Origin of the sequence: Paracoccus sp. NSM, from assembly GCF_052379855.1 — a bacterium.
Lineage (GTDB): Bacteria > Pseudomonadota > Alphaproteobacteria > Rhodobacterales > Rhodobacteraceae > Paracoccus.
The window spans coordinates 1-25,842 of record NZ_JBQTCG010000003.1; the positions used below are offsets into that span (position 1 = coordinate 1).

Consider the following 25,842-nt stretch of genomic DNA (forward strand, 5'->3'; position numbering starts at 1 on the left):
GTGGCGGACCTGCGGACCGAGCCTCGTTAGGTATGTTGCTCGACCGGGCTTTCCGTCCGCAGCAACCCATATGCGCGACCGCAGACGCCGCTCGGGGCGAAAAACGCTTGTTCAGCGGGCACAGTCAGGTGATCTTGCCGCCAAGCGGCAGGCCACTTGGGGAATGTCGGCTAATTATAGCAACCCAATGACCGATGTGAAACGTGAGAGGCTGTGCATGAAATTATATATATCATCATTTTTGCCTTTGGCGGGGCTATTATCTATATTTTTTCCGACCTTTGCACTTTCCGAGGCCGGCTGTAATTTCTCAATTATTAATGCCGGGGGTGCAATTGGATATGAAGGCGAGCCATGTAATTTGCTCGACGCAATTTATGTAAGCAACCACATTAATCCTGTTCCGCATCTCACTCCACATCTCGACCTCCCACTGCCAGACGTTGAGCATATGGCATTATTGGGAGTGCAAATGTTTATCTACAGGGAGCATCATATCGATGAAGAGATGCGCAATGTAGATCACTTGATTGTATCCACCCCGTACATCAGCGAAATGGGTGAAGAACGGTTTGCTTCATACCATGCTTATACAATTTATAACTACGCAATGCAGATGGGGGCTACAGACCCCTTGGGAACTATACGGGAAACCGTATCAATACTGTTAAGCGGTTCCGGTCACGGTTCGCTGGCCGAGCTATTGTGCTTCGTTGAGTTAGACCACCCTAATTTAGATAGAATTTCTTTACAGGCGTCTAGTCAGTATGCAGCGTGTTTGGATATAAAGGAATGAATAAGGCTAGGCTCCAGACCCATTGATCTCATGGTCCTTGCGTGATTCAGGCTTCGCAAGGAGACCTGATCGATGAGCAACTTGTTCTGGCTAACCGAAGCGCAAATGGTGCGCCTTCGCCCCTACTTCCCCAAGAGCCATGGCCGACCGCGGGTTAACGATCTGCGTGTGCCGAGCGGCATTATCCTCATCAACCGCAACGGCTTGCGGTGGTGCGACGCGCCAAGGAAATATGAGATGACGGCTTTCCGCCCTGCGCGAGGACAACGCCCCCTGAGTCGTGATATTCTGCCCCCGTCGGCAAGGCCGAAGAAGGGTGGGCACGGTGGACAGGAGGTAGTCCCATGTCCGTCGAACTTCTTCCCGTCCTCAGCCCTGTCCGCGTTCCTTGGAACAAGGGCCGCATCATCGGTCAGAAACGTCCGCTTATGCCGAGGCATGTTTGGTCCATTCGCGTCCGTCTCGAGATGGCAGGCAACGCGCGCGACCTCGCGTTGTTCAACATGGCGGTCGACAGCAAGCTTCGCGGCTGCGACCTCGTCGGCCTCCGGGTCCGCGATGTCTTTGCTGCCGGGCGCGTCAAGGAGCGGACCTCGATGATCCAGAGCAAGACCGGGAAGCCTGTCCGGTTCGAGATCACCGAGACCACGAGAGTTTCCCTCGAGCGCTGGATCGGCGACGCGGAGATGATTGGCCGCGAGTTCCTGTGGCCCAGCCGGATCCATGGCAGCCCGCACCTTTCCACGAGACAGTATGCCCGGATCGTCCGGGGCTGGGTGACGTCGCTCGGCCTGGAGCCGAGCGCCTACGGCACGCATTCCATGCGACGGACCAAGGTCGCGCAGATCTACAAGAAGACCGGCAACCTGCGCGCGGTCCAGCTGCTGCTGGGGCATACCAAGATAGACAGCACGGTGCGCTACCTCGGCGTCGATATCGAGGATGCATTGTCCCTGTCAGAGGGCATCGACCTCTGATCAATTTTCTCGACCGGCGCACAATGCGCCGGTCGGCCGATGGCATGCCAATCATCTCGCTTTCCTCGTAGCATGGCGGATTTTCCGAAAGCGGTCATCGCGAAGCGGAGGCCAAAGATGTGCCTGATCACAATATTTCGGCGCGGACTTCCCGATCAGCTCTCTGCAAAGCGATACCCCACACCCGGTTCGGTGAAGATGTAGCGCGGGTTGCCCGCATCGTCCCCGATCTTGGCGCGCAACTGCCGGACGAAAACACGCAGATACTGGCTGTCCTCGGTGTGCGCCTTGCCCCAGACATGCTCGAGCGCCATGCCCTGCGTCACCAGACGCCCGGCGTTGGAGGTCAGAACCCAAAGCAGGTCAAACTCCTTGCGGGTCAGCTTCAGGGGCTCGCCCGCCTTTGTCACGGTGCGGGCGGCCGCGTCGATCTCGAGGTCGGCGATGCGCAGGATGGCCCCTTGCGGGTCGCCCGCTGTCCGGTCGCGCAACAGGCCGCGCAGGCGCGCCAGAAGCTCGCGCACCCCGAAGGGTTTGGTGACGTAATCCTGCGCGCCCGCATCGAGGAGCGCGACCTTTTCGGCCTCGTCCGCGCGCACCGACAGGATCAGCACGGGCACCTGCGACCAGCCGCGCAAGTCGCGCAGCACCGCGCGTCCGTCCATATCGGGCAGGCCAAGATCGAGGATCACCACCTCGGGCGAGGTCAGGGCGACAGCCTCGATCCCTGCGCGCCCGGTGGCTGCTTCGGTGACGTGATGCCCCCCGGCCTCGAGCGCCACGCGCAGGAAGCGGCGGATCGGGGCCTCGTCGTCGATGATGAGGATGCGGGCGGAGGCGGTCATTCAGGGTGTTCCGGATTGGCCAGCGGCAGGGTCAGCACGATCCGTGTGCCGCTGCCGTCGGGCCGGGCGGGTTCGGCGCGGATAGTGCCGCCATGGGCTTCGACGATCCCGCGGGCTATGGCAAGGCCCAGACCGGTTCCCGCACGCTGCATGTCGCCTTCGTTCACCCGGAAGAACATGTCGAAGACGCGGCCGCGGGCGGCGGGCGGAATGCCTGGCCCCTCGTCGGCCACGGCAAGTTCCATCGCGGGACCAGCGGTCCGGGCGGAGACCGTGATCTTGCTCCCTTCGGGCGCGTATTTGGCGGCATTGTCCAGCAGGTTCATCATCACCTGTTCGATGAGCAGCGGATCGACCAGAACCGGGGCAGCCCCTTCGGGCACATCGACCTGGACCTGATGCCCGCGGAGCGCACCCCGCAACCGCGCCCGCGCGCCGCCTGCGATCTCGCGCAGGTCCGAGGGCACGCGCTTGAGCTTGAGCGCGCCATAGCCCAGCCGGGTCATGTCGAGCAGGTTCTGGATGTAGCGGTCCAGCCGTTCGCCTTCGTCGCGGATCGTTTCGGCCATGTCGGCCCGCGCCGCCTCGGACAGGGCCATGTCCGTATCGGCGAGCGAGGAGGCCGCACCGATGATCGAGACGAGCGGGGTCCGCAGATCATGGCTGACCGACGACAGAAGCGCCGTGCGCAGGCGTTCTGCCTCGGAACTGACGCGGGATTGTTCGAGATCGCGCTGCAGCTCGGTGCGTTCCAGCGCCAGGGCCACCTGATCGACCAGCGTGTCGAGTAGGCGGCGGTCGACCGGCGAGAAATGCCTGTCGTCGCCATAGGCGATGCCCAGAACCGCCAGCCGTCGCTCCGCGCCGGTGATCGGCAGGAACAGCCACCGGCTGGACGAAAGGGTTCCCGATCCGCGGCCCGCTTCCTCGCCCTTGTCCCAGGCATATTCGGCCGCCGACATCTCGCGCAGCGCCAGCCGGTCGAGACCCGGTTCGGCGGCGGCGATGGCAAGCCGCCCGCCCGCGCCCTGCACGAGCAGCACGGTTTCGCAACCGAGCGCGCCCGCCACATGGGCGGCAGCGGCGCGCAGCACCTCCTCGGGGGCGGCAGCACCGGCGGCCTGACGCGCGAAATCGTAGAGCAGTGCTGTGCGCGTGGCGATGTCGCGCTCGGCGATGGCGCGCTTGCGCAGGCCCGCGGCGAGGTTTCCGGTTAGAAAGGAGGCCGCAAGAAACAGAGTCAGGGTCAGGATCTGATCTTGCTGGATCATGTGGAAGGTCAGGCGCGGATCCGTGAAGAAGAAATTGTAGGAGAAAAAGCTCAGCACCGCCGCAAGGATCGAGGGCCAAAGGCCGAAGCGCACCGCCGTCGCGATCACCCCGGTCATGAAGATCAGCGACAGCGAGGGCACAGGCAGGACCGTGTCGGTCAGCGCCGACAGGCCCGCACAGATCGCAACGGCAGCGACGGCCCATCCATAGGCGAGCGGGTCGCGCTCGATGCCGGTCACGCGGCGCAGGGTCGGTGGACGGTCTTCCTCCTTGGGGTCGGTAACCAGCGTCACCTCGAAATCCCGCGCGGCATCGGCCAGGTCGCGGGCCACGTCTTCGCGCCAGAGCCGCGCGAGAGCCGGCCTTCGCCGGGCCCGCCCGACCAGGATGCGGCTGACGTTGCGGCGGCGCGCGTGCTCGAGGATCTCGTCGGCCACCGGCCCGCTGGCGGTCAGGGTCGCCACCTCGGCGCCCAGCCGCTCGGCCAGCCGCAGCGCGCCCGCCACGGCGTCCTTCTCGACCTCGGTCAGGGCCTCGGACTGGGGCGAGGTGACGGTGACGGCGATCCAGCCCACCCGCGCCCGGTCCGCCATGCGCTTGGCGGTGCGGATCAGGGTGCGCGCCACCGGTGCCTCGTTCACGGCCACAAGGATGCGTTCCTGCGCGGGCCAAGGCCCGTCGATGGCATTGGCGCGCATGTGTTCCTGCAACTGCGCATCCACCCGGTCGGCAGCGGCCCGCATGGCCAGTTCGCGCAGCGCGGTAAGGTTGCCCTTGGAAAAGAAGTTCTGCACCGCCCGCGCGATCTGGTCCTGCACATAGACCTTGCCCGCGCGCAGCCGTTCGATCAGTTCCTCGGTCGGCAGGTCGACCAGTTCCACCTCGTCGGCCTTTTCGAGGATGGCATCGGGCACCGTTTCGCGCACCCGCACGCCCGAAATGCGGGCGACCCGGTCGTTCAGCGTCTCGAGGTGCTGGACATTGAGCGTCGTCAGCACGTCGATGCCTGCGGCCAGAACCTCCTCGACATCCTGCCAGCGTTTCTCGTGGCGACTGCCCTCGACATTGCTGTGGGCCAGTTCGTCGATCAGCGCGATCCGGGGCCGCCGCGCCAAGAGCGCGTCGAGGTCCATCTCGTGTAGAATGCGGCCCCGGTAATAGAGCGGGCGCTTGGGCAACACCTCGAGGTCCGCAAGCATCGCCTCGGTCTCGGCGCGGCCATGGGTTTCCACCACGGCGGCGACCACGTCCACGCCTTCGGCCGCGCGTCGCCGCGCGGCCTCGAGCATGGCATAGGTCTTGCCGACGCCCGGGGCGGCGCCCAGAAAGATCTTGAGCCGCCCACGGCCTTCCTTTTCCGCCTCGGCCAGCAGGGCCTCCGGTTCCGGGCGGCGCTCGGTGTCGCTCATGCACTCATCCCTCGACGGCCTCGCCCTCAGGGGGCGACAGCGGGAAGGCGTCGTCAAGGGCGAGGTTCAGGCGCAGCACGTTGACATGGGCCTCGCCGAACAGCCCAAGCCACGGGCCCTCGGCAAGCGCGTCGATCACGCGACGCACATCGGCCACGGGCACGCCCCGCGCCTCGGCGATGCGGCGGGCCTGCAGCAGGGCGTTCTCGACCGAGACATGCGGGTCGAGCCCGCTGCCCGAGGCGGTGACAGCGTCGATGGGCACCTGTGTGGTGCCGTTGATCTGCCGATAGGCCGCCGCGCGGTCGGAGATGTCGGCCAGCAGGATGGCGCTGGTCGCCCCGAGGTTCGACGCACCCGAAGCCGCTGCATCGTAGACATTGGCCGAGGGGCGCGGGTGGGCATAGTGCGGCAGGTCGAAATCCTGCGCCACCAGCGCCGAGCCGACGATCTGCCCGTCGCGCATCATCAGGCTGGCGTTGGCCTGCGTAGGGAAAGCGGCCTGCGCCAGCCCCGTCATCGCCAGCGGATAGGCAAGGCCGGTGAGCGCCGTCATCAGGCCGATCATGACAAGCGCGGGTCTGAGGTGATCCATCATCGTCTGTCTCCGTCACACGAGGTTCAGGGCGTTCACGGCCAGGTCGATGGCCTTGATCCCGACAAAGGGCACGATCAGGCCGCCAAGGCCGTAGATCGTGAGGTTGCGCCTGAGGAGCGCCGCCGCCGAGGCAGGCACATAGGCCACACCGCGCAACGCCAGTGGGATCAGCGCGAAGATCACCAAGGCATTGAAGATCACGGCCGAGAGGATGGCGCTTTCCGGGCTACCGAGGTCCATCACGTTCAACCCCGAAAGGCCCGGATAGGCCGCGACGAACAGCGCGGGCAGGATGGCGAAGTATTTCGCCACGTCATTGGCAAGGCTGAACGTCGTGAGCGCGCCCCGCGAGATCAGCAGTTGCTTGCCCACCAGAACCACCTCGATCAGCTTGGTCGGGTCGCTGTCGAGGTCGATCAGGTTCGCCGCCTCCTTGGCTGCGGGCGTGCCGGAATTCATCGCGACGCCGACATCGGCCTGCGCCAGTGCGGGCGCGTCGTTGGACCCATCGCCGCACATGGCGACGAGGCGCCCCCCTTCCTGTTCCTTGCGGATCAGGTCGAGCTTGGCCTCGGGTGTGGCTTCCGCAAGGAAATCGTCCACGCCCGCTTCGGCCGCGATGGCGGCGGCGGTCAGGGGGTTGTCGCCCGTGATCATCACAGTGCGGATGCCCATGGCGCGCAGCTCGGCAAAGCGGTCCCGGACGCCGGGCTTGATGATGTCCTTCAGATGCACGGCACCCAGCACCTTGTCATCGACCGAAACCAGAAGGGGCGTGCCGCCCGAGCGCGCGATGCTGTCGACCGCCGCCGCAAGCCCCGCGTCGATCCTGGCGCCCGTGTGCTTGAGGATCGCATCGACCGCACCTTTGCGGATCTGCGTGCCGTCCTCGAGGTCGACCCCGGACAGGCGCGTCTGTGCGGAGAACGCGATTTCGGCTTCGATCCGGGTCTTTGTCGCTGCGCCGCCCAGCTTGCGCGCAAGCTCGAGCAGCGATTTCCCTTCGGGCGTGTCGTCGGCAAGGCTTGCGGCAAGGGCCGCATCGGCGAGGTCCTTTTCCCGCACGCCTGAGGCCGGGATCAGCGCATCGGCCATACGGTTGCCGAAGGTGATCGTGCCCGTCTTGTCGAGGAGCAGCACATCGACATCGCCAGCCGCCTCGACCGCGCGGCCCGATTTGGCCACGACATTGGCCCGCGCCAGCCGGTCCATGCCCGCGATCCCGATGGCCGACAGAAGCCCGCCGATGGTCGTGGGGATCAGCGTGACGAACAGCGCGGCAAGGAACACCACCGGGATGGAGATGCCGGAGAAGACCGCGAAGGGTTCCAGCGTCACCACGACCAGAAGGAAGATGAGCGTCAGACCGGCCAGCAGGATGTTCAGCGCGATCTCGTTGGGGGTCTTCTGCCGCTCCGCCCCCTCGACCAGCGCGATCATGCGGTCAAGGAAGCTTTTGCCGGGGTCAGCCACGACGCGCAGCACCAGCCAATCCGACACGATGCGCGTGCCACCGGTGACGGAGCTGAAATCGCCGCCGGACTCGCGGATCACCGGGGCACTTTCGCCGGTGATGGCGCTTTCGTCGACGCTCGCCACGCCCTCGACCACCTCGGCATCGGCGGGGATGATGTCGCCCGCCTCGACCAGGATGAACTGGCCCTTGCGCAGGGTGGTGGAGGAGACGGTCTTGTAGTCCGTCCGCACGACCTTGGGCCCTGCCAGAAGCTTGGCCTCGGTATCCGTCTTTGTGGCGCGCAGGCTGTCGGCCCGCGCGCGGCCCCGGCCCTCGGCCAAGGCCTCGGCGAAGTTGGCGATGAAGACCGCGGCCCAGAGCCAGAAGGCGATCTGAAGCGCGGTGCCCGCGGTCGCAGCCCCGGCCACGAGGTCGCGCAGGCCCAGCACCGTCACCATCACGGCGACGATGGCGGTGGCGAAGATCACCGGGTTGCGCAGGAGCGCGCGAGGATCGAGCTTGGCCAGCGACTGCCGCGTCGCCGCAGGGGCGAGGCTCTTCAACGTCGGCACGGGTAAGGTTTCTTTCGACATGGGATATCCCCTCAGAAGGTCTGCCCGGCGATCAGCGAGACCTGCTCGGCGATCGGACCCAGGACCAGAACCGGGAAGAAGGTCAGCGCGCCGAGGATCAGGACCGTGATCATCAGCAGCACCACGAAGAGCGGCGTATGCGTCGGGAAGGTGCCCGCCGTCGCAGGGGCCGGGGTTTTCAGCGCCAGCGCGCCTGCCACGGCCAGCATCGGCACGATGAAGGCGAAGCGGCCCAAGAGCATGGCTATGCCCTGCAGGGTCGTGTGGAACGGATGCCCCGCGCCATAGCCCGCAAAGGCCGAGCCGTTGTTGCCGGTGGCCGACGAATAGGCATAGAGGATCTCAGACAGCCCGTGCGGCCCCGCATCCTGCACCGCCGTCAGCGCCGAGGGCACACTGGCCGCAAGTGCTCCGAAGACAAGGATGCCGACCGGCATCGACAGGAAGGCGATCACCGACAGCGTTACCTCTCGCCCTTCGATCTTCTTGCCGAGATATTCTGGTGTGCGGCCCACCATGAGGCCTGCCAGGAACACCGCCAGGACGACATAGAGAAGCATCCCGTAGAACCCCGCGCCGACGCCGCCGAAGATGACCTCGCCCACCTGCATGTTGATAAGCATGACAAGGCCCGACAGCGGCATGAAGCTGTCATGCATGCTGTTGACCGACCCATTGGACGCCGCCGTGGTCGCCTGCGCCCATAGCGCGGAAAGGGCGATGCCAAAACGGGTCTCCTTGCCCTCCATGTTGCCGCCCGCGACATCTGCGGCGGCGACGATGGCCGGGTTGCCCGCGGCCTCCTGGCCGTAGATCACGGCCAGACCGGCGAGAAACAGGATGCCCATGGCCGCAAAGATGGCGAGGCCTTGCCGGCGGTCGCCCACCATCCGTCCGAAGAGGAAGCAGAAGGCGACAGGGATCAGCATGATATAAAGCGCCTGCACCATGTTCGACAGGATCGTCGGGTTTTCCAGCGGATGGGCCGAATTGACCGAGAAGAAGCCGCCGCCGTTGGTGCCAAGCTGCTTGATCGCGATCTGGCTGGCCGCCGGGCCCTGGCCGATGACCTGCTCGGCGCCTTCGAGCGTAAGTGCGGTCGGATAGTCGGCCAACGTTTGCGGCACGCCCTGCCAGACGAGGACCAGACCGCCGAGGATGGCGAGCGGCAACAGGACGTAAAGAACGGTCCGGGTCAGATCGACCCAGAAATTGCCGATCTGGCCGGTGCCGCGCGCGACGAAACCGCGGATGACGGCGACCGCGACGGCCATGCCGGTGGCGGCCGAGACGAAGTTCTGCATCGTCAGGCCGACCATCTGGCTGAAATACGACAGCTGGCTTTCGCCGCCATAGGCCTGCCAGTTGGTATTGGTGACAAAGCTGATCGCGGTGTTGAAGGCCAGATCCGGCGACATCGGCGCAGTGTCCTGCGGGTTCCAGGGCGTCACGCCCTGCAGCCTGAGGATCGTGTAGAGCAGGACGAAGCCCGCGAGGTTGAAGGCCAGCACCGACAAGGAGTAGCCCTGCCAACCCTGGCTGCGGTCAGACGGGGCCCCGGCCATGGCGTAGAAAGCACGCTCCACCGGCGCGAGGATGGGCGACAGAAAGACCCGCTCGCCGGCGTAAACGCGATGCATGTAGGCCGCGAGGCCCCAGGCCAATGCGACGGTGACCGCTGCAAAGAGCCCGAAAACGAGGATATCCGGTCCCATGGTGTGCCCCCCTCAGAACCGGTCGGGACGGATCAGTGCCGCCCCGAGATACACGAGAAGCCCCGCCGCAACGGCAAGGCCGAGGATGAGGTCGAGCATGATTCCCCCCCTCAACGACGCGCCAGCGCGCGGACGCACAGCATCAGAGCCGCGAACCCGCCCGCGCCGAGCGCGAGATAGATGATGTCGAGCATGGACGATCTCCTGTTTGCCCAGATGGGACAGGGATCGCCGCACAAGGCGTAAGGGTGCCATTCGGGAAACCGCACAAGCGCGTAAGGATCGCGTAAAGACTGTCACGCGCTCTGGCTGTTCGAAGCTGCGAGCCAAGCGATTTCAACGACTGCTATCGGGAATGGCGTTTGTTACGACGCCCGCGCGCCCCACGGCAGCTCTCCGCCCTTCGCGTCACGAGGAGCGGGTTGGGCCTCAGAACTCCCAGCGTCAGTTGCAGCAAACTGGGCGCTGGCCTACGCCGACGGGCGGAGCCGGTGGAACAGCGCCCGCGAGCAAGCCTGGTAGTTGCTGACGTCATGAACCGGGTGGCGTCAAGTTCGCAGGGTCAACGGCTATACGCTGGCCAACGCTTGTGCTGCGACGTGCCCGTCAGGACAACACTATCCTGCATGCGCCGCTGTCGTCGTCCTGATCCATTATGAACGACAGCTCAACCCTGGCGCCGCAAGCTGCCGCGTAACGCACAATCCCGTCGAGGTTGGGCAAAGCCGCCGTTGGACTTTCCAAGCTTGAGATGACCGACTGCGTCAGTGGCCGGCCGAGCTCTTCAGATGCGCGTCTGACGTCAGCCTGATCCATCCCGGCGGCCTTGCGAATTGAGCGCAGAGCCAAGGCGAGATCAGCCTGCGCTCGGTGCTGATCAAGCAGCGCCGCTCCCTCGGGATTTGCGGTTCGCATGCGTTCAAGAAGGCTTTTTCTGGGCTTCTTGCCTTTTGGCGGTGGTCCTTTCACCTTCTTCATCTCCTGGCAGAATGATGCGTTCGAAATTTATCACGATCCAGATGCATCGGGGTTCTTCAGCAGCGCCACGACGTTCGCCATCTTCGGCGTCGGGGAAGGTGGCCTTGATGAAGGGAAAGGTGGTCATGGGCGGTCCTCGCGTGAACCAGCCGCACGTCCGCGGCCGGAGGCGTTCGGCCGTGGAGCACAAACGCTGGTTTCAGAAGGACCCGGGTCAGGAGGAAGTGATGGATTCTCGCTCCGCAGGCGTCAAGCACGGAGCCGGGAGATGCGATCCTGGAGGCGCTGGAACGAAGTCCTCTTGCTTGAAGTCGGCTAAGCTACTGACAATATGTCTAAATCGAAGTTGACGCGCAAAATAGAGGCAGTTTTATGCGTGCCAAAATGGCAGCGACCACCGCATAATGGTAGTTTTTCGGTGGGTGCTACAATCAGACCGTGTCGAGATACAGTTCGACTGTCTCCTCGTCGGACAATTCCGCCATGTAGTGCAGTTCCTGCCGCTTGGTCATCAGGTAGTTTTCGACCAGATGATCGGGGAAGATGCGGCGGATCTCGGGGCAGGCGCCGAAGGCCTCGATCGCGGCGCCCCAGTCGCCGGGCAACTGCGCGAGGTTCTTGTCATAGGCGTTGCCCTTGAAGGCGGGGGGCGGCTCGATCCCGTCCTGGATGCCGTTCAGCGCCGCGCCCAGAATGGCCGCGATGGTCAGATAGGGGTTCACGTCGCCACCGGCCACGCGATGCTCGATCCGGCGCGAGCGCGGCGGGCCCGAGGGGATGCGGATGGCGGCGGTGCGGTTCTCGTAGGCCCAGCCGATGCCGGTGGGGGCATGGGCGTTCGGGACCAGACGGTCATAGCTGTTCTCGTGCGGGGCAAAAAGCAGGGTCGAGCCGGGCATGGCGCGCAGGCAGCCGCCGACCGCATGGCGCAGCGCCTCGGTCCCCTCTTCGCCGCCATTGTCGAAGATGTTGCGCCCGTCCTCGGTCAGGATCGAGAAATGCATGTGCAGACCGTTGCCCGAGAATGTCTCGTAGGGTTTGGCCATGAAGCTGCCCGCAAAGCCGTATTGGCGCGCGATGCCCTTGACCAGCATCTTGAACAGCCATGTGTCATCGGCGGCCTTCAGCGGATCGGCCTGATGCATCAGGTTGATCTCGAACTGGCCCGGCCCGGCTTCCGAGATCGCGGTGTCGGCCGGAATGTCCATCGACTCGCAGGCATCGTAAAGCGTGGTGAAGAACTGGTCGAACGCGTCCAGCGCGCGCAGCGACAGGACTTCACCGCCGGTGCGACGCTTGCCGGAACGGGGGCTGGGCGGCACGCGCAATTGTCGGCCGCTGTCGTCGATCAGGAAGAATTCAAGCTCGGTCGCCACCACGGGGACGAGCCCTGCGGCCTTGTAGCGATCCACCACCCGCGCCAGCGCCTGACGCGGATCACCCTCGTAGGGGCGGCCGTCGGGGTGGAACATCCACAGGGGCAGCAACGCCGTCGGTGCGTCCAGCCAGGGCATCGGCAGAAAGCCCCGCTCGGTCGGCAGAAGCAGCCCGTCGGGATCACCGGATTCAAAGACAAGCGGGCTGTCCTCTACGTCCTCGCCCCAGATATCGAGGTTCAGCACGGAATAGGGAAACTTGGTCCCCTCATCCAGAAGCTTGCTGGCATAGCGCGCCGGGATACGCTTGCCGCGCGCGACGCCGTTCAGGTCGGCAGCGGCGACGCGGATCGTCTTGACCTCGGGATGCTCATTCAGCCAGTCCATGATCTCATCTCATCAGCAGGGGGCGGTAACGCAGGCGCCTGACGGCGCCCGGAAGATGGCGGTTCAGCCGCCGGTTGACCCTGCCAAACAGCCAGATCAAAGCCAAGGTCGCCAGCACGAAATAAAGCGCGGCGATGGGATAGGCGACAAAGGGGTTGAAGGTCCGGTCCGCGAAGTAGCGCGCGTAGTAAAGCGCGTCGCCCTGTTGCTGAAAGGCCGGAAAGCCCGAGAAGAAGACCAGCGTCGTGGCGTGGAACAGAAAGATTGCCTCGTTCGTGTAGCTGGGCCAGGCCAGCCGCATCATCGAGGGCCAGATCACCCGGCGGAACCGGGTCCAGCCGGTCATGCCATAGGCGTCCGCGGCCTCGACATCGCCGCGCGGCACCGACATCAGGGCGCCGTGGAAGATGTTGGCGGAATAGGCGGCGGTGTTCAGGATCAGCACGATCAGCGCCCCAGCCCAGGCGCGCGTCATCCAGCTTGTCTGGACCGTGAAACCAAAGATCTCGATCCCGGCGCGGGGCAGCAGGACCAGCAATTCGTAGGCCAGGAAGAACTGGATGAAGAGCGGGCTGCCCCGGAACACAAAGATGAATGCGTCCGAGGGGCGGTTCAGCCAAGGGTTCCGGCTGGCCTTGCCAAGCGCCAGCAGATTGGCCAGCACGAAGCCGAAGGCCAGCGCCAGGACCGCGAAATAAAGGTTCCAGATCAGCCCCGATCCGATCAGCGTGAATTGCTGGCAGAGCGTGTAATCGGCGCGCGGCAGCAGCCTTTCACCGATGCCGATCGAGCGCAGGCCGTAGTCGATGATGGTCTGCGCGCAGCTCATGCGGCGGCCTCCTTGCGCAGGGCCTCGCCGCCAAGCGTCGCCTGACCGCGCGACAGCCGGCGCGTGAAGCGGCCCAGCACGCGCTCCGACACCGCCGTCATCAGCAGGTAGAAGACCAGCAGCGCGAGGAAATAGTAAAGCCGCCAATCCGGATGCGGATAGGTAAAGGCCGAGGTCTTGGCCCCGCCCAGTTCGCGCGCCCAATAGACCACGTCCTCGATCCCAAGGATGAACAGCAGGGGCGTCGCCTTGATCAGGATCATCCACAGGTTCGACAGGCCGGGCAGCGCATAGATCCACATCTGCGGCACCAGCACGCGGCGCGTGACCTGCCGGGGGGTCATGCCGTAGGCCTCGGCGGTCTCAAGCTGGGCGCGGGGGACGGCCTGCATCGCGCCGGAAAGCACGTTTGCCGCGAAGGCGCCGAAGACGACGGAAAAGGCGATCACCGCCAGTGTCAGGCCATAGGCGTTGTGGACCCATTCGGCGGCATTGCTCAGGGGCAGCTTGGCGGCGGGACATACGACGAAATCGTTGCCCTGTCGGACCGGCGCGTCGCTGTCGCACAGAATCTGGTGGCGCAGCCATTCCAGCCCCTGATCCAGCGCGATCGGCACGAACAGGAAGAACAGAACGTCCGGGATGCCGCGCACCATAGAGGTGTAGGTCTTGCCGAACCACCGCAGGGGCGCGATCTGCGACCGCGAGGCCAGCGCCCCCGCATAGCCAAGCGCAAGCGCGGTGGGCGCGGTCAGCGCCAGCAGCAGGAACACCGTCCCGAAGCTGGCATAGAACAGCAGATGCGTCCCCGAGGTCAGGTAGCATGACATCCAGACCATGCCCTCGAGTTGCGAGGGATCAGAGCAATAGGAAAACATCGGCCACCCCGAACGGGCCGCCGCGCGTCAGAGCGCGCGGCGGCGGGTCAGATCAACGGATCATTCGAAGATCAGCGCATCCTCGCCGAACCACTTGCGGATCATCTCGTTCAGGCTGCCGTCCTCCTTCATCGCGGTGATCTGGGCGTCGAAGGTCTCGCGCAGGTCGTTGTCGGACTGGCGCAGGCCCATGCCGATGCCCTCGCCCAGGGGAACGGTGTCGAAACCCTCGACCCAGACCAGCTGGCCGTTCGATTCGGCGACGATGGGCGCCAGGAAGTCCTTGTCGGCAAAGACCGCATCGGCCTCGCCGTTGCGGACGGCGGCGATGGTCTCGTCGGGGGTGGGGAATTCCAGAAGCGTGGCGCCGGTCTCGGCGACATGGCCCGCCTGGATCGTGTTGGTCTGGGCCGCGACCACGCCGCCCTCGACATCGGCATCCGCCGACAGCGCCGCGTAGGCCGAGGGCATGGCGGGCGTGTAGGCCTGGGTGAACTGGATGACCTGCTTGCGGTCCTCGTTGATGTTCATGCCGGCCATGATCGTGTCATAGTTCGCGGACACCAGGTTCGGGATGATCGAATCCCAGTCGTTCCTGACCCAGGTGCATTCCAGCCCGGCGCGTTCGCACAGCGCGTTGCCCAGCTCGATCTCGAACCCCGTGACCTCGCCCGTCGCGTCGTCGATGAAGTTGTACGGAGGATAGGCGCCCTCGGTCCCCATGCGGATGGTCTGGGCCGAGGTCAGCCCGGCGGTCAGCGCAAGGGCGGCGGCGGCAAGCGTCAGCGTCTTCATTCGGTTTTCTCCTGTTGGTGATTATTCGGCCATCGAGGCTGACAGAAACTGCCGCAGACGATCGGTCTGCGGATTCCCGAACAGGCTTTCAGGCGGGCCTTCTTCGCAGATCACGCCCTGATGCAGGAACAGGACGTGGTCGCTGACATCGGCGGCCAGCCGCATGTCATGGGTGACGATGATCATGGTGCGGTGCTCGGCGGCCAGATCCTTGATGACGCGCACGACCTCTTGCTGAAGCTCGGGGTCCAGCGCGCTGGTCGGTTCGTCGAACAGCAGCGCGTCGGGCTGCATGCAGAGCGCGCGCGCAATGGCGGCGCGCTGCTGCTGGCCACCCGAAAGCTGGGCAGGCCAGGCATCGGCCTTGTCACCGATCCCGACCTTGGCCAGCAGGGCACGGGCGCGTTCCTCGACCACGGCGCGATCCTCGCGCAGCACGCTGACCGGGGCCTCCATGACGTTTTGCAGGATCGTCATGTGGGACCACAGGTTGAACTGCTGGAACACCATCGACAGGTTCGTGCGCATCCGCGTGACCTGCGCGCGGTCGGCGGGGGCGCGCGATGCGCCCTGCCCTTTCCAGCGCACGGCCTCGCCCTGGAACAGAATTTCGCCGGACTGGCTGTTTTCCAGCAGGTTGCAGCAGCGCAGCAGCGTGGACTTGCCCGACCCGGATGACCCGATCAGGCTGATCACATGGCCGCGCGGAGCCGTCATCGACACGCCCTTGAGCACCTCGAGCGGGCCATAGGCCTTGCGCAGGTCGCGGATCTCTATGACCGGGGCGGCGCCGGGCTGGCCGGGTTCGGAGGGAACGGATTCTGTCTGCATCATCCGCACATTGGGCGACAATCGCGCGCCTTTTGCAACGGGGTAGCGCGGGCAACCTGCCGATAAGAGCAGGTTGCCGCAGCGTCAGTCGAAGGCTCAGGCAATCTCGATCGAGTATTTCTCGATCACGGTATTGGCCAGCAGGCCCTCGCACATCCGGGCGACCTCGGCGCGGGCGGCCTCGGCGTCGGTGGCGGCCAGGTCCAGCTCGATCAGCTTGCCCTGGCGCACGCCGGTGACGTCCTTGTGACCCAGCCCGCCAAGCGCATGGCGGATCGCCTCGCCCTGCGGGTCGAGAACGCCGTCCTTCAGCATGATGGTGACGCGTGCTTTCATGGCGGGGCTCCTTAGTTGATCGCGGTCGGCTTGAGGCTGGTCGTGTTGGCGGGCATCAGGCCCAGACGGCGCGCCACCTCGGTATAGGCATCCGTCAGGTTGCCCAGATCGCGGCGGAACACGTCCTTGTCCAGCTTCTGGCCGGTCTTGACGTCCCACAGGCGGCAGCTGTCTGGGCTGATCTCGTCGGCGACGATCAGGCGCATGAAGTCGTTGTCCCAGACACGGCCGATCTCGATCTTGAAGTCGATCAGCTTGATGCCCGCGCCGTAGAACACGCCCGACAGGAAGTCGTTGACGCGCAGCGCCAGCGACACGATGTCGTCCAGATCCTGCTGCGTGGCCCAGCCGAAGGCGATGATGTATTCCTCGCTGACCATCGGATCGCCCAGCTCGTCATTCTTGAAGCTGTATTCGACGATGGGGCGCGGCAGCATCGTGCCCTCTTCCAGCCCCAGCCGCTTGGACAGCGACCCGGCGGCGAAGTTGCGCACGATCACCTCCAGCGGGATGATCTCGACCTGGCGGATCAGCTGCTCGCGCATGTTGACGCGGCGGATGAAGTGGTTGGGGACGCCGATATTCGTCAGGCCCTGCATGAAGAACTCGGACAGGCGGTTGTTCAGCACGCCCTTGCCCTCGATCGTGGCCTTCTTCTGCGCGTTGAAGGCGGTGGCGTCATCCTTGAAATACTGGATGAGCGTGCCCGGCTCGGTGCCTTCGTAAAGGATCTTGGCCTTGCCTTCGTAAACTTTCTTGCGCCGCGGTGCCATCAGCCGACCGTCCTTTCGCATGTCCCCAAAGTGGCGCCTTATCCCAGAATGCCCCGCTTGGGCAATACACGAGGCTTGAAGGCATCGTGGCGCGGGGGCATATCTTTTGCAGCACATATGCAGGAGGGTTCAGATGTCCACGTTCGACGACCGGGAACGCGCCTACGAGGCGAAATTCGCCCATGACGCCGATTTGCGCTTCAAGGCCGAGGCCCGCCGGAACCGCCTGCTGGGCGAATGGGCGGCCGGGCTGCTGGGCAAGACGGGCGACGATGCCCGCGCCTATGCCATGAGCGTCGTCAGCGCCGATTTCGACGAGCCGGGCGAAGAGGACGTGTTTCGCAAGGTCGAGGCCGACCTGACCGGCCATGCCGATGCCGCGACCATCCGCGCCAAGATGGCCGAGCTGATGGACGAGGCCCGCCGCCAGGTGGTCGCGGAAAGCTGATCCCGCCCGCAGGCGCAAACGGCACCCGAAGGCCCCCGCACGGGGGCCTTTTTCATGCCGCGCAGTCGTCCCCCCGGCGCGGGAAACTGCCGCAGGGGCAGACGAATATCAGCTTTGATCATGCTTCCCTTTTCAGCAGGCTGCTTCTAACTTGCCTGCAGGACAATGTTCCAACTGGGAGTCTACAGAATGAAAAAGCTTCTCCTCGCATCCGCCGCCGGTGCGCTGATCGCCGGTGCCGCCGGTGCGGAAGACATCAAGATGGGCATCTCGCTCGGCTTTACGGGACCGCTGGAATCGATGTCGCCCGCGATGGCATCGGGCGCCGAGTTGGCGATGAAGGAAGTGTCGGATTCGGGTCTGCTGCTGGGCGGCGCCACCGTCGTTCCGGTCCGCGGTGATTCGACCTGCATCGACGCCGCCGCCGCCACCGCCACGGTCGAGCGCCTGATCTCGGCCGAAGGCGTGCGCGGCATCGTCGGCGGCATGTGCTCGGGCGAGACCATCGCCTCGCTGGAAAACGTCGCCAAGGCGAACGGGATCGTGATGATCTCGCCCTCGGCCACCTCGCCGGCCCTCTCGACGATCGAGGATGACGGCCTGTTCTTCCGCACCGCGCCCTCGGATGCGCGTCAGGGTCAGGTCATGGCCGCGATCATCATGGAACGCGGCCTGAACAGCGTCGCCGTGACCTATACCAACAACGATTACGGCAAGGGCCTGGCCGACAGCTTCGCGGCGGCCTTCCAGGAAGCGGGCGGCACCGTCACCGTGAACGCGCCCCATGACGACGGCAAGGCCGACTATTCGGCCGAGGTCGCGGCACTGGCGGCGGCGGGCGGCGATGCGCTGGTCGTGGCGGGCTATGTCGATCAGGGCGGCTCGGGCGTGGTGCGTGCCGCGCTGGATACCGGCGCCTTTGAAACCTTCGTCTTCCCCGACGGCATGGTCGGCGGCGCGCTGGAAACCAATTTCGGCGCCGAGATCAGCGGCAGCTTCGGCCAGAACCCCGCCGCCGAGGGCGAGGGCCGCGACCTGTTCCTGGCCCTGGCCGAGGAAGCGGGCTTCGACGGCACCGGCGTCTATTCGGGCGAGGCCTATGACGCCGCCGCGCTGATGCTTCTGGCGATGGCCAAGGCGGGCAGCAGCGATCCGGCCGAATACAAGACCCACATCATGGACGTGGCCAACGCCCCCGGCGAGCCGATCCTGCCCGGCGAACTGGCCAAGGCGCTGGAAATCATCGCGGGCGGCGGCGAGGTCGATTATGTCGGCGCGACCGCGGTCGAGCTGATCGGCGCGGGCGAGGCCGGCGGCAGCTTCCGCGAGATCGAGATCAAGGACGGCAAGATCGAGACGATCGGCTTCCGCTGATCCTTCGGGACCATGACAGGCCCGGCGCCCCTCGCGGTGCCGGGCCATTTTGCAATCATACGAGCCGCGAATGCGGCCGGCTTTCTCCCGCAAGGGACAACAGGGAAGCGACAGATGATCAAGGTCGAGGACCTTCACAGACATTTCGGCGGCTTTCGCGCCGTGGACGGCGCCAGCCTGACGATCGAGACCGGCTCGATCACCGGGCTGATCGGGCCGAACGGCGCGGGCAAGTCCACCCTTTTCAACGTCATCGCGGGCGTGCTTCCCCCCACATCGGGCCGCGTCGTGATGGATGGCGAGGACATCACCGGCCTGCCCCCGCACGAGCTGTTCCACAAGGGCCTTCTGCGGACCTTCCAGCTGGCGCATGAGTTCGCCTCGATGACGGTGCGCGAGAACCTGATGATGGTTCCCGGCGCGCAATCGGGCGAGACGATCTGGAAAACGTGGTTCCAGCGCGGCCGCATCAGGGCCGAGGAACGCGCCCTGCGGAAAAAGGCCGACGAGGTGCTTGAGTTCCTGACCATCCGCCATCTGGCGGACGAACTGGCCGGGAACCTGTCGGGCGGGCAGAAGAAACTGCTGGAACTGGGCCGCACCATGATGGTGGACGCCAAGATCGTCTTTCTGGACGAGGTCGGCGCGGGCGTGAACCGCACGCTGCTGATGACCATTGCCGACGCGATCATCCGGCTGAACAAGGAACGCGGCTACACCTTCTGCGTGATCGAGCATGACATGGATTTCATCGGCAAGCTCTGCGACCCGGTGATCGTCATGGCCGAGGGCAAGGTGCTGGCCAAGGGCAGCGCGAAGGACATCATGCAGAACGAGGCCGTGATCGAGGCCTATCTGGGCACCGGTCTCAAGAACAAGGACATGGTGGGATGAGCGATCAGGACGCAGTTTTCGGCAATCGCGGCAACCGCGACCTGTCGGTCGTGAACCCTGCGGGGCGCGGCACGATCGACGGCACCCGCCGTTCCGGCCCCGTGGGCGAGGGCCGCCCCGGCGATCCCTTCCTGATCGGCGAGAACATGACCGGCGGCTACGGCAAGGGCGCGGACATCCTGCACAATTGCACCATCGCCGTGGAAAAGGGCCAGATCGCCGTGATCGTCGGCCCGAACGGCGCGGGCAAGTCCACCGCGATGAAGGCCGTATTCGGCATGCTGAACCTGCGTCAGGGCAGCGTGCGGCTGGGCGGGCGCGACATCACCGCGCTGAACCCGCAGGACCGGGTGAAGGCCGGGATGGGCTTCGTGCCGCAGGTGAACAACATCTTCCCTTCGATGAGCGTCGAAGAGAACCTGGAAATGGGCGCCTATATCCGCAAGGACGACATCCGCGCCACGATGGAGCAGGTCTATGACCTGTTCCCCGCCGTCGCCGCCAAGCGCAAGCAGGCAGCGGGCGAATTGTCGGGCGGTCAGCGCCAGCAGGTCGCGGTGGGACGGGCGCTGATGACCCAGCCCTCGGTCCTGATGCTGGACGAACCCACGGCGGGCGTCAGCCCCATCGTCATGGACGAGCTTTTCGACCGGATCATCGCCATCGCACGCGGCGGGATGCCCGTGCTGATGGTGGAACAGAACGCACGTCAGGCGATGATGATCGCCGACAAGGCCTATGTGCTGGTGCAGGGCGCGAATGCGCATACGGGCACCGGAAAGGAACTGATGCAGAATGACGAGGTGCGCCGCACCTTCCTGGGGGGCTGAGCCATGGACATCCTGAACGGCCTCGTGGTCTTTCTGAACTTCGTGTTCATCCCCGCCGCAGCCTATGGCGCGCAGCTTGCGCTTGGCGCGCTTGGCGTCACGCTGATCTACGGCATCCTGCGCTTTTCCAACTTCGCCCATGGCGACACGATGGCTTTTGGCACGGCCATCGTGATCCTGCTGACCTGGGGGCTTCAGGCGCTTGGCGTCTCGATCTTCCCGCTGCCGACCGCGCTTCTGGCGCTGCCCTTGGCCATCGCGCTGACGGCGCTGCTGGTCCTGGGCACCGACCGCGCGGTCTATCGCTTCTACCGCAAGCAGAAGGCCGCGCCGATCATCTTCGTGATGGCCTCGGTGGGCGTGATGTTCGTGATGAACGGCCTGACGCGCCTGCTGATCGGCGTGAACGAACAGCGCTTCGACGACGGCGCGCGCTTCATCATCGACGTGCGCACCTTCCGCGAGATGACGGGCCTGGCCGAGGGTCTGGCGCTGCGCTCGACCCAGGCGCTGACGGTGGTGCTGGCCTTCGCGGTGATGGTGGCGCTGTTCTGGTTCCTGAACCGCACGCGCTCGGGCAAGGCGATGCGCGCCTATTCCGACAACGAAGATCTGGCGCTGCTGTCGGGGATCGACCCCGAACGCGTCGTGCGCCTGACCTGGATCATCGCGGCGGGGCTGATGGTGATCGCGGGCACGCTCTATGGTCTGGACAAGTCGTTCCGGCCCTTCAACTACTTCCAGATCCTGCTGCCGATCTTCGCCGCCGCCATCGTGGGGGGCCTGGGCAATCCGCTTGGCGCCATCGCGGGCGGGTTCCTCGTGGCCTTTTCCGAGGTCGCCGTGACCTACCCCTGGGTGCGCGTGGTCAGCTACATCGCGCCCTGGTATGATCCCGGCCAGGGCAACCTGATGCAGCTTCTGGGCACCGAATACAAATTCGCCGTCAGCTTCGTGATCCTGATCGTGGTGCTGCTGTTCAAGCCGACGGGCCTGTTCCGCGGCAAGTCGGTCTGAGGAGGGGACGATCATGGCAACGAACCGTCAAGCCGCAGCCTCCAGCCCCTGGCGCGCGCCGATCGTGCTGGCGATCTTGGCCGTCCTGTTCGTGCTGGAGGGCACGGTCAGGAACAGCATGTTCTCGGGCAGCTGGAACACGGCGCTTGCGATCCTGAACATGGGCCTCATCTCGGCGATCGTCGCGCTTGGGGTGAACATGCAATGGGGCTATGCGGGCCTCTTCAACGTGGGCGTCGTGGGCTTTCTGGCCATTGGCGGCCTTGCCCCGGTGCTGGTCTCGCTACCCCCGGTCGAGGGGGCATGGGATGCGGGCGGGCCGCGCCTGATCCTGTCGCTGCTGGTGGGCATCGGCATCCTTGCGGCCGCGAAGATCGTCTATACCCGCTGGCGCAAGGGCTGGCTGGTCGCGCTGGTGCTGATCGCGGGCTTCTTCCTGTTCCGCAACCTGTTCGACCCGGCCGTCATCGCGATCGAGGCGAACAACCCCGCCCGCCACGGCAATATCGGCGGGCTCGGGATGCCGGTTCTGACCTCGTGGCTGGTGGGCGGCCTCTTTGCCGCCGCCGCTGCCTGGGCGATCGGCAAGGTCGCGCTTGGGCTGCGGTCGGATTATCTGGCCATCGCCACGCTCGGCATCGGCGAGATCGTCGTCGCGGTCATGCGCAACGAGGAATGGCTGGCGCGCGGCGTCATGAACGTCACCTCGATCCCGCGCCCCGTCGCGTATGAGATCGACCTGCAGCGCAACCCCGAATTCGTGGACTTCGCTGCAGGCTGGGGCCTGCCCGTGGCCGAGGCTTCGGGCATCTGGGTCAAGCTCAGCTACATGTCGCTGTTCCTTGTCGTGCTGCTGACCATCATCCTGCTGGCGGAACTGGCGCTGAAATCGCCCTGGGGTCGCATGATGCGCGCCATCCGCGACAACGAGACCGCGGCCGAGGCGATGGGCAAGAACGTCACCGGGCGTCACCTTCAGGTCTTCATCCTGGGCTCGGTGGTCATCGGCATCGCGGGCGCGATGATGGTGACGCTGGACGGGCTACTGGCGCCGACCAGCTATAACCCGCTGCGCTACACCTTCCTGATCTGGGTGATGGTGATCGTCGGCGGCTCGGGCAACAACTGGGGCGCCGTGCTGGGCGCGGTGCTGATCTGGTTCCTCTGGATCAAGGCCGAGGTCTGGGGCCCGGCCCTGATCGCGCTTCTGACGGGCCCGATGGCCGATGGCCCGCTCAAGGCGCATCTGCTGGAAAGCGCGCCGCATATGCGCTTTATCGCGATGGGGGCGGTCCTGCTGCTGGTTCTGCGCTTCGCCCCGCGCGGGCTTGTGCCCGAACGCTGACCGGCGCGCGGAACGGATAAGGGGGGCGCCACGGCGCCCCCCTTTCATTTGCGGGCCTTGCGGTTCAGGCCGTGCGGATGCGTTCCACCCTGCCGTCGCCGTTCAGCAGCAGCACCTCGCGCACCCCGTTCAGTCGCGCGGCCGCGGCCGCGATCTCGTCCGCGGCCATCAGGCAGGCCGCCGTGGACAGCCCATCCGCCAAGGCCGCATCATCCGCCACCACCGCCACGCTGGACCATAGCGGCCCCGCAGCGCCGCGCGGGTTCAGGATATGACAGATGCCGGGCGCCACGCTGAGCGCGCCGGGGCTGGACACCGCCAGCGCCGCATCGCGCAGGGTGACGCGACCAAAGCGCCCCTGTTCAGGGTCCAGAACGCCCATCCGCCACGGGCCGCCCGCCGTCGCGGTCTCGCCGATATCGACGCAGAGCCGCGTCAGCCCGGCATCGCGCAGGACCTGCCGCACCGCGTCGCTGGCCGCCCCCTGCGCGATCCCGTTCAGGCTGAGCGCCTGCCCCGCGCCCAGATGCAGGCCGCGCCGCCCCGCTACGGGCAGGACAACCCTGTCCCAACCGACCAGCGCCTCAGCCGCGCGGATGTCGCCGCCGGTCGCATGGGCCAGCCAGAGCGGCTGGATCGTCGGATCGAACCGCCCGCCTGTCGCGCGGTGCAAGCGGTCGCACAGGTTCAGCATCGCCTGCCAGCGCGCGTCCAGATCCGGCAGATTCCCCGCCGCATTCAGCCGCGACAGGTCGGAGACAGGGCGGAACAGGCTGAAGCGGGCCTCGTAGGCCTCGATCTCGTGGCGGGCGCGGGCCAGGGCCGGGCGCGTCACCTCGGGGGGGCCATCCAGCGTGATGCTGACTTCCGCGCCAAGCGCCACGCCGCGCCATGTGACGCGCGGCTGAGGCGCGGCACCGGCCGAACCGGTCAGCCCGGCTGCCGCCGAGATCGCCAGAAAGCGGCGCCGCGACAGCCTGTTCATGCGCTGGCCTCCTGCGGTTGGGGGACAAGGACCGGGGGCCGCGCCCCGGACCGCCCGGCGCGCCTTGCCGCCAGCACCAGCGGCACGCAGCGCTTGCTGTCATCATGGATCGCCACGCAATCGAGGCATTGGAAACACTCGGAATAATCGATCTTGCCGCTTTTCTCGATGGCGCCATAGCTGCATTTCACGCGGCACAGCTGGCACGGGCTGCCGCATTCGGCGCGCCGCGCGATCCAGTCGCGCCCGCGCAACAGCCCACCGACCGCCATGACTGCCCCAAGCGGGCAGAGATAGCGGCAAAAGCCCTTGAACAGCACCATGCCCAGGGCCAGCCAGAACAGGGCATAGGCCACGAAATACCATTCGCGCTGGAAGTGGACGGTGATCGCGGTCTTGAAGGGCTCGATCTCGGCGGCCTTGTCGACATGCTGCGGCGCCAGAAAGACCAGCGCGACCAGACCGGCCAGCGCGACGTATTTCAGCGATTTCAGCCGCCGGTCCCACCGGCCCGAGGGGTTGATCTGCGGCAGCCGCAGCGCCCGGCCCAGATGATGGGCGAATTCCTGTAGCGCCCCGAACGGGCACAGCCAGCCGCAGAACAGCCCCCTGCCCCACAGCACGAAGCCCAGACCCGCCGCCGCCCAGACCATCAGCGAGAACGGGTCGTAAAGCAGGAAGGCATAGCTGCCCCCCTCGACCGCGCTGCGGAGCGCCGCCAGAGGCGTCACGATGGACAATTGCCCCTGCCCCCAGAAGCCCACGAAGCCCGTCACAACCGCCAGGATCAGCAGGCGCGCGGGCGTGAAATGGCGCCACCCCGCCAGCCGGTTCATCCGCGCCCCAAGCGCCCAGACCAGCGCCGCCAGCCCGAAGGCCAGCACGATCAGATCGGCCTGCCGGTTCTGAAGCGCCTCAAGCCAGGGCGGTACGGGAACGGGCGGCACCTCGCGGATGAAGAACCGCTCGTCGGTCTGGTGGTCCAGCGTCAGTTCCACGCGGCCGATCTCGGGGGTGATGTAGCCATGTTCGCGCACGGCCTCGACCAGCAGGGTAAAGGGCTCGGCGGGGTTGAAGCCCAGCCTGCGGTCGGTGCGCAGGATCAGCGCGGTGCCTTCGGGCGCGCCGGGCGCCAGATCGACCAGGAAATCGGCATCGCGCAGCGCGATGGGCAAGCCGCCCTGTTCGGCCTTGATCAGGTCGGGGGCGGTGTTGCGGACGAAATCCTCGCTGACCAGCCCGTGCCGCCCCGCATCGATCAGCAACAGGAACTCGTCCGTCGGCGCTACGCCGCGAAAGCGGTCCATCTGGTCGATGGTGGTCTGGTCCAGCGCCGCGCGGGCCAGAGCGGGCGGCGTCACATCGACCAGCCACAGGTCCAGATAGGGGTCATCGGGCCGGGCGCGCGCCTCGGGGTCCGATTGCGCCCAACGCGTGCCGGCAAAGGCCGCGTCGATCTGGGCGTTGCTGACACGCAGGTGGCTGACCAGCCCCTGCGCCATCAGGTCGTCCCATGTCAGCGTCTCGGCATGGTCGAAATCGGGGCGCGCGGCGGGGGCGGCGACGCGGCCCTGCAAATGCTCGCGCGCGACCGAATGCGCGGCGGCCATGATCGATTCATGCGCGATCCGGACCGAGGCCGTGGCCTTCGTCACCCCGTCCAGATGCACCAGCGCCGAGCCGCTGTCAGCGCCGCCATAGGGCGTGCCGATGGTCATGGGCGACCAGATCGACTTGCCCGCATATTGCTCGAAGAACTCGCGGAAGGGCCCCTCGCCCATGCCCGAGACGAAGATCGGCTCGTTATGGTGGACCAGCCTCACGGTGACGATGGTGCCCTCGCGGTCCAGCACCACGACCACATTGACCGGCGCGCCGGCAAAGCCCGGCAGCGGCGCGTATGGCTGTGTGGTGAAGGCGTAGCCCGCAGGCGCGCCCCCCGAATTCAGCACGCGGTAAAGACCCTGATCGTTCAGCGCCTCGCCCAGGGCAAAGGGCGGCGGGACATAGGACAGCATCTCGTCGGCCGACAGGGCCTGGGCCCGCGCCTCAAGGGGCAGCAGGCCGATCAGCAGCAGCACAAGGCGAAGCAGCGACATCATGCG

Annotated in this window: 25 protein-coding genes and 1 pseudogene; 9 read left to right on the forward strand and 17 right to left on the reverse strand. The window is 65.8% G+C overall.

Features of this window, described 5'->3' with window-relative positions; translation table 11 throughout:
- The 3 genes and pseudogenes from ACTZWU_RS05885 to ACTZWU_RS05895 all read left to right on the forward strand — a co-directional run.
- The coding region (locus tag ACTZWU_RS05885; protein WP_444736436.1) for a hypothetical protein at nt 1-796 on the forward strand (796 nt) is incomplete at its 5' end.
- Nucleotides 797-868: 72 nt separating this feature from the next.
- Nucleotides 869-1,030: pseudogene (locus ACTZWU_RS05890) on the forward strand (transposase); the annotation flags it as partial.
- A gap of 110 nt (nt 1,031-1,140) precedes the next feature.
- Nucleotides 1,141-1,773: a tyrosine-type recombinase/integrase gene (locus tag ACTZWU_RS05895; protein WP_444736437.1), complete on the forward strand. Its 633-nt coding sequence runs from the start codon at nt 1,141-1,143 to the stop codon at nt 1,771-1,773.
- 155 nt (nt 1,774-1,928) lie between these two features.
- On the opposite strand, the gene ACTZWU_RS05900 is transcribed toward ACTZWU_RS05895, so the two are convergent.
- The 15 genes from ACTZWU_RS05900 to purC all read right to left on the reverse strand — a co-directional run bounded on the left by ACTZWU_RS05900 (nt 1,929) and on the right by purC (nt 16,844).
- Nucleotides 1,929-2,618: a response regulator gene (locus ACTZWU_RS05900; protein WP_444736438.1), complete on the reverse strand. Its 690-nt coding sequence runs from the start codon at nt 2,616-2,618 to the stop codon at nt 1,929-1,931.
- Entirely contained in the window at nt 2,615-5,299 is a 2,685-nt protein-coding gene (locus ACTZWU_RS05905) for a DUF4118 domain-containing protein (protein WP_444736439.1), read from the reverse strand. Before ACTZWU_RS05905 ends, ACTZWU_RS05900 begins: the two co-directional genes overlap by 4 nt.
- A 4-nt stretch (nt 5,300-5,303) precedes the next feature.
- Nucleotides 5,304-5,897 carry a potassium-transporting ATPase subunit KdpC gene (gene kdpC / locus ACTZWU_RS05910; RefSeq protein ID WP_444736440.1) on the reverse strand — a complete coding sequence of 198 codons (594 nt, stop codon included), beginning with the start codon at nt 5,895-5,897 and terminating at the stop codon, nt 5,304-5,306.
- A gap of 12 nt (nt 5,898-5,909) precedes the next feature.
- Nucleotides 5,910-7,946, reverse strand: a complete 2,037-nt coding sequence (kdpB, locus tag ACTZWU_RS05915) for a potassium-transporting ATPase subunit KdpB (protein WP_444736441.1) — start codon at nt 7,944-7,946, stop codon at nt 5,910-5,912.
- Between the two features lie 11 nt (nt 7,947-7,957).
- Nucleotides 7,958-9,661 carry a potassium-transporting ATPase subunit KdpA gene (gene kdpA, locus ACTZWU_RS05920; RefSeq protein ID WP_444736442.1) on the reverse strand — a complete coding sequence of 568 codons (1,704 nt, stop codon included), beginning with the start codon at nt 9,659-9,661 and terminating at the stop codon, nt 7,958-7,960.
- 12 nt (nt 9,662-9,673) lie between these two features.
- A complete protein-coding gene (gene kdpF, locus ACTZWU_RS05925; RefSeq protein ID WP_444736443.1) occupies nt 9,674-9,916 on the reverse strand; it encodes a K(+)-transporting ATPase subunit F in 243 nt (80 codons plus the stop codon).
- Between the two features lie 351 nt (nt 9,917-10,267).
- The gene (locus tag ACTZWU_RS05930) at nt 10,268-10,639 is read right to left on the reverse strand and encodes a hypothetical protein (RefSeq protein ID WP_444736444.1); all 372 of its coding nucleotides are present in this window, start codon (nt 10,637-10,639) and stop codon (nt 10,268-10,270) included.
- Complete coding sequence (locus ACTZWU_RS05935) at nt 10,581-10,766, reverse strand: hypothetical protein (protein WP_444736445.1); 186 nt, start codon at nt 10,764-10,766, stop codon at nt 10,581-10,583. The genes ACTZWU_RS05930 and ACTZWU_RS05935 overlap by 59 nt, the downstream gene beginning before the upstream one ends.
- A 304-nt stretch (nt 10,767-11,070) precedes the next feature.
- On the reverse strand, nt 11,071-12,402 hold the full coding sequence (locus ACTZWU_RS05940; RefSeq protein ID WP_444736446.1) for a glutamine synthetase family protein: 1,332 nt from the start codon (nt 12,400-12,402) through the stop codon (nt 11,071-11,073).
- A 4-nt stretch (nt 12,403-12,406) separates the two neighbouring features.
- Nucleotides 12,407-13,231 carry an ABC transporter permease gene (locus ACTZWU_RS05945; RefSeq protein ID WP_444736447.1) on the reverse strand — a complete coding sequence of 275 codons (825 nt, stop codon included), beginning with the start codon at nt 13,229-13,231 and terminating at the stop codon, nt 12,407-12,409.
- Complete coding sequence (locus tag ACTZWU_RS05950; protein WP_444736448.1) at nt 13,228-14,109, reverse strand: ABC transporter permease; 882 nt, start codon at nt 14,107-14,109, stop codon at nt 13,228-13,230. Before ACTZWU_RS05950 ends, ACTZWU_RS05945 begins: the two co-directional genes overlap by 4 nt.
- A gap of 60 nt (nt 14,110-14,169) precedes the next feature.
- Nucleotides 14,170-14,904: a transporter substrate-binding domain-containing protein gene (locus ACTZWU_RS05955; RefSeq protein WP_444736449.1), complete on the reverse strand. Its 735-nt coding sequence runs from the start codon at nt 14,902-14,904 to the stop codon at nt 14,170-14,172.
- A gap of 21 nt (nt 14,905-14,925) precedes the next feature.
- Complete coding sequence (locus tag ACTZWU_RS05960) at nt 14,926-15,735, reverse strand: ABC transporter ATP-binding protein (protein ID WP_444736450.1); 810 nt, start codon at nt 15,733-15,735, stop codon at nt 14,926-14,928.
- Nucleotides 15,736-15,831: 96 nt separating this feature from the next.
- Nucleotides 15,832-16,071, reverse strand: coding sequence for a phosphoribosylformylglycinamidine synthase subunit PurS (gene purS, locus ACTZWU_RS05965; protein ID WP_444736451.1), 240 nt, complete (start codon nt 16,069-16,071; stop codon nt 15,832-15,834).
- Between the two features lie 11 nt (nt 16,072-16,082).
- Entirely contained in the window at nt 16,083-16,844 is a 762-nt protein-coding gene (gene purC, locus ACTZWU_RS05970; protein ID WP_444736452.1) for a phosphoribosylaminoimidazolesuccinocarboxamide synthase, read from the reverse strand.
- 133 nt (nt 16,845-16,977) lie between these two features.
- Between purC and ACTZWU_RS05975 the strand changes: the two genes are divergently transcribed.
- The 6 genes from ACTZWU_RS05975 to ACTZWU_RS06000 all read left to right on the forward strand — a co-directional run bounded on the left by ACTZWU_RS05975 (nt 16,978) and on the right by ACTZWU_RS06000 (nt 22,752).
- On the forward strand, nt 16,978-17,292 hold the full coding sequence (locus ACTZWU_RS05975) for a DUF1476 domain-containing protein (RefSeq protein ID WP_444736453.1): 315 nt from the start codon (nt 16,978-16,980) through the stop codon (nt 17,290-17,292).
- Between the two features lie 189 nt (nt 17,293-17,481).
- Nucleotides 17,482-18,666, forward strand: a complete 1,185-nt coding sequence (locus ACTZWU_RS05980) for an ABC transporter substrate-binding protein (RefSeq protein WP_444736454.1) — start codon at nt 17,482-17,484, stop codon at nt 18,664-18,666.
- Between the two features lie 114 nt (nt 18,667-18,780).
- A complete protein-coding gene (locus tag ACTZWU_RS05985) occupies nt 18,781-19,560 on the forward strand; it encodes an ABC transporter ATP-binding protein (protein WP_444736455.1) in 780 nt (259 codons plus the stop codon).
- Complete coding sequence (locus tag ACTZWU_RS05990) at nt 19,557-20,390, forward strand: ABC transporter ATP-binding protein (protein WP_444736456.1); 834 nt, start codon at nt 19,557-19,559, stop codon at nt 20,388-20,390. Before ACTZWU_RS05985 ends, ACTZWU_RS05990 begins: the two co-directional genes overlap by 4 nt.
- Nucleotides 20,391-20,393: 3 nt before the next feature.
- Nucleotides 20,394-21,407 carry a branched-chain amino acid ABC transporter permease gene (locus ACTZWU_RS05995; RefSeq protein ID WP_444736457.1) on the forward strand — a complete coding sequence of 338 codons (1,014 nt, stop codon included), beginning with the start codon at nt 20,394-20,396 and terminating at the stop codon, nt 21,405-21,407.
- Nucleotides 21,408-21,420: 13 nt separating this feature from the next.
- Nucleotides 21,421-22,752 (forward strand): branched-chain amino acid ABC transporter permease, encoded by a 1,332-nt coding sequence (locus ACTZWU_RS06000; protein ID WP_444736458.1) that lies wholly within the window; start codon nt 21,421-21,423, stop codon nt 22,750-22,752.
- 64 nt (nt 22,753-22,816) lie between these two features.
- Here the strand turns inward: ACTZWU_RS06000 and ACTZWU_RS06005 are convergent, their stop codons facing one another.
- Together ACTZWU_RS06005 and ACTZWU_RS06010 are read right to left on the reverse strand one after the other, a co-directional pair.
- Nucleotides 22,817-23,737, reverse strand: a complete 921-nt coding sequence (locus ACTZWU_RS06005) for an FAD:protein FMN transferase (protein ID WP_444736459.1) — start codon at nt 23,735-23,737, stop codon at nt 22,817-22,819.
- Nucleotides 23,734-25,839: a 4Fe-4S binding protein gene (locus ACTZWU_RS06010; RefSeq protein WP_444736460.1), complete on the reverse strand. Its 2,106-nt coding sequence runs from the start codon at nt 25,837-25,839 to the stop codon at nt 23,734-23,736. Before ACTZWU_RS06010 ends, ACTZWU_RS06005 begins: the two co-directional genes overlap by 4 nt.
- Nucleotides 25,840-25,842 lie beyond the last annotated feature (3 nt).

Coding starts and splice junctions, on each gene's coding strand:
- ACTZWU_RS05895 (WP_444736437.1), top strand. CDS start 1,141: ATGTCCGTCGAACTTCTTCCCGTCCTCAGCCCTGTCCGCGTTCCTTGG.
- ACTZWU_RS05900 (WP_444736438.1), bottom strand. CDS start 2,618: ATGACCGCCTCCGCCCGCATCCTCATCATCGACGACGAGGCCCCGATC.
- ACTZWU_RS05905 (WP_444736439.1), bottom strand. CDS start 5,299: ATGAGCGACACCGAGCGCCGCCCGGAACCGGAGGCCCTGCTGGCCGAG.
- kdpC (WP_444736440.1), bottom strand. CDS start 5,897: ATGATGGATCACCTCAGACCCGCGCTTGTCATGATCGGCCTGATGACG.
- kdpB (WP_444736441.1), bottom strand. CDS start 7,946: ATGTCGAAAGAAACCTTACCCGTGCCGACGTTGAAGAGCCTCGCCCCT.
- kdpA (WP_444736442.1), bottom strand. CDS start 9,661: ATGGGACCGGATATCCTCGTTTTCGGGCTCTTTGCAGCGGTCACCGTC.
- kdpF (WP_444736443.1), bottom strand. CDS start 9,916: ATGGCACCCTTACGCCTTGTGCGGCGATCCCTGTCCCATCTGGGCAAA.
- ACTZWU_RS05930 (WP_444736444.1), bottom strand. CDS start 10,639: ATGAAGAAGGTGAAAGGACCACCGCCAAAAGGCAAGAAGCCCAGAAAA.
- ACTZWU_RS05935 (WP_444736445.1), bottom strand. CDS start 10,766: ATGACCACCTTTCCCTTCATCAAGGCCACCTTCCCCGACGCCGAAGAT.
- ACTZWU_RS05940 (WP_444736446.1), bottom strand. CDS start 12,402: ATGGACTGGCTGAATGAGCATCCCGAGGTCAAGACGATCCGCGTCGCC.
- ACTZWU_RS05945 (WP_444736447.1), bottom strand. CDS start 13,231: ATGAGCTGCGCGCAGACCATCATCGACTACGGCCTGCGCTCGATCGGC.
- ACTZWU_RS05950 (WP_444736448.1), bottom strand. CDS start 14,109: ATGTTTTCCTATTGCTCTGATCCCTCGCAACTCGAGGGCATGGTCTGG.
- ACTZWU_RS05955 (WP_444736449.1), bottom strand. CDS start 14,904: ATGAAGACGCTGACGCTTGCCGCCGCCGCCCTTGCGCTGACCGCCGGG.
- ACTZWU_RS05960 (WP_444736450.1), bottom strand. CDS start 15,735: ATGCAGACAGAATCCGTTCCCTCCGAACCCGGCCAGCCCGGCGCCGCC.
- purS (WP_444736451.1), bottom strand. CDS start 16,071: ATGAAAGCACGCGTCACCATCATGCTGAAGGACGGCGTTCTCGACCCG.
- purC (WP_444736452.1), bottom strand. CDS start 16,844: ATGGCACCGCGGCGCAAGAAAGTTTACGAAGGCAAGGCCAAGATCCTT.
- ACTZWU_RS05975 (WP_444736453.1), top strand. CDS start 16,978: ATGTCCACGTTCGACGACCGGGAACGCGCCTACGAGGCGAAATTCGCC.
- ACTZWU_RS05980 (WP_444736454.1), top strand. CDS start 17,482: ATGAAAAAGCTTCTCCTCGCATCCGCCGCCGGTGCGCTGATCGCCGGT.
- ACTZWU_RS05985 (WP_444736455.1), top strand. CDS start 18,781: ATGATCAAGGTCGAGGACCTTCACAGACATTTCGGCGGCTTTCGCGCC.
- ACTZWU_RS05990 (WP_444736456.1), top strand. CDS start 19,557: ATGAGCGATCAGGACGCAGTTTTCGGCAATCGCGGCAACCGCGACCTG.
- ACTZWU_RS05995 (WP_444736457.1), top strand. CDS start 20,394: ATGGACATCCTGAACGGCCTCGTGGTCTTTCTGAACTTCGTGTTCATC.
- ACTZWU_RS06000 (WP_444736458.1), top strand. CDS start 21,421: ATGGCAACGAACCGTCAAGCCGCAGCCTCCAGCCCCTGGCGCGCGCCG.
- ACTZWU_RS06005 (WP_444736459.1), bottom strand. CDS start 23,737: ATGAACAGGCTGTCGCGGCGCCGCTTTCTGGCGATCTCGGCGGCAGCC.
- ACTZWU_RS06010 (WP_444736460.1), bottom strand. CDS start 25,839: ATGATGTCGCTGCTTCGCCTTGTGCTGCTGCTGATCGGCCTGCTGCCC.